The following is a 993-nucleotide window of genomic DNA, read 5'->3' on the forward strand; positions in this document are numbered from 1 at the left end:
GCGGAATGCGCGGTGCCGATGAATGAAAGGGCACATGAGCTCGATAGGTTAACATTGCCGATGGGCCAAGACGTAATCCGCGTCTTCATGGAGTGAGCCACGACTTCACTGTGAGGTCGAGGGGACGTGACGTGCGGTAAACCAATGCTTCATGACATCGGTGATGCGGCGCAAGTCGTTACTCGAAGTGATGTAGGCCGGCATGGTGTACAGCCAGTGGCCGAAGGGACGCAGCCATACGCCCTGGCGTCGGGCGAACCCGGCCACGCCTTCGAGGGTTTCGGCATCGTGGACTTCGATCACTGCGGTGGCACCCAGTACGCGCACGTCGGCCACGTCCGGGTGCGCGCGCAGCTCCGCATCGTCGAGCAGTTCCTCGCACAGCACGTCGTTGAGCGCCTGAATACGGCCCAGGTAGTCGTCCTCCTCGAACACTGCCAGGCTCTCCAGTGCGACGCGACAGGCCAGCGGGTTGCCCATGAAAGTGGGGCCGTGCATGAAGGCGTGCAGCTCGCTGTCGCCTATGAAGGCGTCGTGCACGCGATCGGTGGCCAGCGTCGCGGCGTGGCCCAGATAGCCGCCGGTGAGCCCCTTGGAGAGCACCATGATGTCCGGCGTCACGTCGGCGTGGTCGGCGGCGAACATCTTGCCGGTGCGGCCGAAGCCGGTGGCCACCTCGTCGAAGATCAGCAGCACGTCGAATTCGTCGCACAGTGCCCGGGCGCCGCGCAGGTAGTGGGGAGAGATCATGTTGAGCCCGCCGGCCGCCTGCAGCAGTGGTTCCATCAGCAATGCACCAATCTCCTCGTGATGGGCCCCCAGCACGCCGCGCAGGGCGTCGAGGTCGGCTTGAACCTCATCCTCGCCGGCCTCGAAGCTGGCCGTGGGCGCCGGAGCGAAGTAATGCTGCGGCAGGAAGCCCGCGAACAGCGAATGCATGCCTTCCTCGGGATCACATACCGCCATGCAGCCGGCGGTATCGCCGTGGTAGGC

1 protein-coding gene is annotated in these 993 nt (G+C 64.9%); it reads right to left on the reverse strand.

Features of this window, described 5'->3' with window-relative positions:
* Positions 1-105 precede the first annotated feature (105 nt).
* On the reverse strand, positions 106-993 hold an 888-nt coding region (locus tag OP495_RS18930), incomplete at its 5' end, for an aminotransferase class III-fold pyridoxal phosphate-dependent enzyme (protein ID WP_280571187.1).

The sequence above is a fragment of the Chromohalobacter sp. 296-RDG genome (assembly GCF_029889885.1).
In the GTDB taxonomy this organism is placed as follows: Bacteria; Pseudomonadota; Gammaproteobacteria; order Pseudomonadales; family Halomonadaceae; genus Chromohalobacter.